The following is a 4,142-nucleotide window of genomic DNA, read 5'->3' on the forward strand; positions in this document are numbered from 1 at the left end:
GAGATCCAGCGTGTGCGTTTCCATCTCGGTCTCCGGCAGGCCGTGGGCCGTCTGGTAACGCTTGAGCGCCTTGGTGGTGAACTCGCCGGGACGGCCGTCGAGCTTGCCGGGGCCGAAGAGCCGAGTGTCGAGGAAGATCTGCAGCCGCAGAATGTCGTCGACGGGCTCAGGAGCCTTGGGCAGCGGATCAGGGATCGCCGCTGACGTGCTGGCGAAAGCGATGAGAAACGTTAAGAGGCGAACGAAGGACTGTTTCATGGGAAACAAAGAAGCCGTGTGGACGGAGAAGCCTTTCGGGGGATTACGAATCCAAACAGAGTGGGGATGAACCGGCCTGCAAGAGGAAGATTCGTCACTCCGGATGAAGTGAGGCAGGAAAAGTGCCATGCCGGAGGCAAGACATGCCGCATCCGAAAAAACATTGGAATGGGGTGGGAACTTCTGTGCAGGCGTCAGTTCCGGATCTGCCCATTTCCATCGACGAGATACTTGTAGCTGCACAGTTCCGCCAGGCCCATGGGGCCGCGGGCGTGGAGCTTGTCGGTGGAGATGCCGATCTCGGCGCCGAAGCCGAATTCGCCGCCGTCGTTGAAGCGGGTGCTGGCGTTGTGGAGGACGACGGCGCTGTCGACTTCGTGCTGGAAGCGCTCTGCGGCGGCGCGATCCTGCGTGATGATGCTTTCGGTGTGGTGGGAGCCGTGGCGGTTGATGTGGGCGATGGCTTCGTCCAATCCGGCAACGGTCTTGATGGCGACGATGAGGTCGAGGTATTCGGTGGTCCAGTCTTCCTCAGTGGCCGCTTTCGCAGGCACGCCGAGATGTTGCAGCGCGGTGGCGTCGCCATGGATTTCGACCTTGGATTCGGCGAGACGTTTGCCGATGAGCGGATAGAACGACGCGGCGGCGTCCTGATGGACGAGGATGGTTTCGAGGGCGTTGCAGACGCCGGGCTTCTGGCACTTGGAATTGACGATGATGTCGGCGGCCATCTGCTGGTCGGCATCGGCGTGGACATAGACGTGGCAGACGCCGTCATAGTGCTTGATGACGGGCATGCGGGCGGTGGCGACGACTTTTTCGATGAGGCCTTTGCCGCCGCGTGGAATGATGAGATCGAGGTATTGATCCATCTTCGCCATGTGCTCGACGCTGGCGCGGTCGGTGAAGGGGATGAGCTGGATGCTGTCCGGCGGCAGGCCGGCGCGTTCGCCCCCGGCCTGCAACGCAGCGGCGAGGGCGCGGTTGCTGTCGATGGCCTCGCTGCCGCCGCGGAGGATGGTGGCGTTGCCGGTCTTGAAGCAGAGCGATGCGGCGTCGGTGGTGACGTTGGGGCGTGATTCGAAGATGATTCCGATGACGCCGATAGGGACGCGCACTTTGCGAATGTGCAGGCCGTTAGGGCGTGTCCAGTCGGTCAGCTTTTCGCCAACAGGGTCGGGCAGGGTGGCGACTTCGCGCACGGCGTCGGCGACTGCCTTGAGGCGCTTCGGATCGAGCGTGAGGCGGTCGATCATGGCCTTGCTGAGACCGTTTTGCTCCGCGCGGGCAAGGTCGAGGGCGTTGGCGGCGAGGATGGCGTCCTGGCGTGCCATGAGTTCATCGGCCATCGCGAGCAGGATGGCGTTCTTCTGCGCGGTGGTCAGCTTGACGAGAGCGTAGGAGGCGGCGCGGGCCCGGCGGCCCATGTCGAGAATGGCGGACTGGATTTCGGAATCGGTCATTGAAGTTCTGGGTTCATGGCATGGCCGAAAAAGAGAACAAAGGAAAAAGAGACGGATTTTGGATCTCTTTCCTCTCTTTCGGCCAGGTCTGATTGGATGGCGGCAACCGGGACGATTGAGCGACGGAGTTACTTGGAAGGAACGGCTCCATCGGGGACTTGGACGTCTTTGCCGAGCAGATGGCGGTCTAGGAAGGCGCGCATGCGCTCGACGAGCGGCTGGCTGAAGAAGACGTGGCCGCCATCGGTGCCGGTGATGAGGGCGGCGGGGATTTTCGCTTTTTCGAGCGCGGCTTTGAACTCGGTGGCCTGCGCATAGCGGACAATGTTGTCCTTGTCGCCGTGGATGATGAGGAAGGGGGCGTCGTCGCTGGTGATGTAGGTCACGGGCGAGGCATTTCTGGCGACATCGGACTTCGCTCTGACGGTGCCGCCGATGAGCTTGGAGAGTCCTGTCTTGGGATCGTCCACGTCGATGATGGTGCCTTTGCCGGCGAAGGTGAGGAAGTTGGAGGGGCCGCAGAAGTCGAGCACGCAGGTGACGCGGCTGCTTTGCGTGAGATTCGGGCCGAGGTCGCCCTCCAGTTCCTTCACGCCGCCGCTGACGCCGAGCATGCTGACGAGATGCCCGCCGGCGGAGATGCCGAAGACGGCGATCTTGTCGGGATCGATCTGGTTTTCCGCCGCATGAGCACGCAGGGCGCGGATGGCGGCCTTGCAGTCATGGATCTGCGCGGGCCAGATGGCCTGGTCGGTGAGGCGGTAGTTGAGGCTGGCCCCGGCGAAGTCACGGTCCTTGATGAGTTCGAGAAGGAAGCCGTTGTCCTCCTTGCTGCCAGTTTCCCAGCCACCGCCGTGAATGAAAACGACGAGGGGACGCGGAAGGGTGGTTTTGGTCTCCGGCAGATAGAGATCGAGGGTCTGGCGAGGATTGCCTGCGCCCACGTAGTCGAGACCGCGCACCACACGATAGCCGGACGGGCTGCTCTGACATTGGGCCAGAACCGGGACGAATAGGGCGATGAGGACGGAGAGTCGCATGAAGGCTCCCATAAACCGGGAGAGAAGCCAAGACAAGGGCGTCAGAAAGAGGCGGCGGGCGGGCGTGTTGTCATCTTGACGCAAGCTTAACGAGAACTTACTATCGAGGCGATGAAGTACCTCCCCCACGCTCGCCTGCCAGGCATTCTGGCATGTGCCGTTTCCTGCCTCGCTCTGGCCACTCCCTCGTTCGCCATCTGGCCCTTCTCGGGAAAGAAGGACAGGGTGGTTCCCATGGCCAGCGAGCGTGAAGCCCAGGAGGCTTCGGCCGCTGCTCTGCTTGTTGAAGCCCGGCAGGCGCAGACCGCAGGCAAAACAAGCAAGGCTCAGGCTTTGTATCAGGCGATCATGAAGCAATACCCCTTCACGCCGAGTGCTGCGGAAGCGTCCTTTCAAAACGCGGTCATCATCCGTCATGTCGGCAAGATGGACGACGCCTTCGAAGCCTTTCAGTCATTCATTCTGACCTACCACGACAACCCTCACTTCAGCGAGGCCATCGAGATGGAGTATGAGATCGCCGAAGAAGCGAAGGGCGGGAAAAAGCAGCGCGGGCTGTTGCTGGTGCCGATGAAAATGCAGACGTCTGATGTGATCGGGTTTTACGAGCAGATCATCAAGAATGCACCCTTCGGTAAGTTCGCGCCGCTGGCACAGTTCAGCATCGCTGAAATCCAGCAGGACATGAAAGAGAAGGACAAGGCCGTGGCCGCTTATCAGAAAGTGGTGGAAAACTATCCTAACACCTCGCAGGCTGCGGAAGCGCAGTTCCGGATCGGGTCCATCAGCAACATCGCCGCACAACGCAGCGAGGACGCCTCGAATCTGCTCGCGGCACGTGATGCCCTGCGCACCTACATTGCCTCCAATCCCGGCGGAGAGCGCAAGCAGGAGACGGAGATGATTCTCCATCAGGTCAATACGGCGGAGGCCAACCAGTCGCTAACCGTGGCAAAATTCTACCAGCGAATTGGCAAAACCAAGGCGGCGGCGATTTACCTCAATGAGGCGCTCAAATTTGGCTCCCCCGAAGTTTCTGCGGAAGCTCGCACGCTTCTGGCTGAACTCGCCGCTTCAGATCCAGAAGGCGTGGCAGACGCCAGGAAGGGACCGGGGCAGGATTATACGGCGCTCACTGCCGAAAATTTGAAATCACGCGATGACTATGTCGGTCCCATGGCGCCGGAACTAGCTCGATTGAGCCAAAAACCCAAGATGCGCACCGGAGATGATGGTTTCAGACCCATCCCGCTGCAGGAGCCGACGCTTCCGCTGCGTCCGGGCGCAACTGCGCCGGGAGCCGGTTCGTTGTTGCCCCCGGTGCCTGAAACGGAGAAGCCCGCCTTGCTTCCGGTGCCTCCATTGCCGAATGCACCGTCGA

4 protein-coding genes are annotated in these 4,142 nt (G+C 61.2%); 1 reads left to right on the forward strand and 3 read right to left on the reverse strand.

Going from position 1 to position 4,142, the window contains the following annotated elements:
* The 3 genes from KDL09_RS19445 to KDL09_RS19455 all read right to left on the reverse strand — a co-directional run.
* Positions 1-258 (reverse strand): peptidoglycan-binding domain-containing protein (locus tag KDL09_RS19445; RefSeq protein ID WP_294388916.1); only part of this gene is annotated, 258 nt, incomplete at its 3' end.
* A gap of 194 nt (positions 259-452) precedes the next feature.
* Positions 453-1,721 (reverse strand): glutamate-5-semialdehyde dehydrogenase, encoded by a 1,269-nt coding sequence (locus KDL09_RS19450; protein WP_294388917.1) that lies wholly within the window; start codon positions 1,719-1,721, stop codon positions 453-455.
* 128 nt (positions 1,722-1,849) lie between these two features.
* Positions 1,850-2,761: an alpha/beta hydrolase gene (locus tag KDL09_RS19455; RefSeq protein WP_294388919.1), complete on the reverse strand. Its 912-nt coding sequence runs from the start codon at positions 2,759-2,761 to the stop codon at positions 1,850-1,852.
* Positions 2,762-2,872: 111 nt separating this feature from the next.
* Between KDL09_RS19455 and KDL09_RS19460 the strand changes: the two genes are divergently transcribed.
* A partial coding sequence (locus tag KDL09_RS19460) for a tetratricopeptide repeat protein (RefSeq protein ID WP_294388921.1) occupies positions 2,873-4,142 on the forward strand: 1,270 nt, incomplete at its 3' end.

The organism is Prosthecobacter sp. (assembly GCF_020439865.1).
Lineage (GTDB): Bacteria > Verrucomicrobiota > Verrucomicrobiia > Verrucomicrobiales > Verrucomicrobiaceae > Prosthecobacter.

Excerpts from the sequence above, each read along its gene's own strand:
- KDL09_RS19450 (WP_294388917.1), bottom strand. The coding sequence starts at position 1,721 with ATGACCGATTCCGAAATCCAGTCCGCCATTCTCGACATGGGCCGCCGG.
- KDL09_RS19455 (WP_294388919.1), bottom strand. The coding sequence starts at position 2,761 with ATGCGACTCTCCGTCCTCATCGCCCTATTCGTCCCGGTTCTGGCCCAA.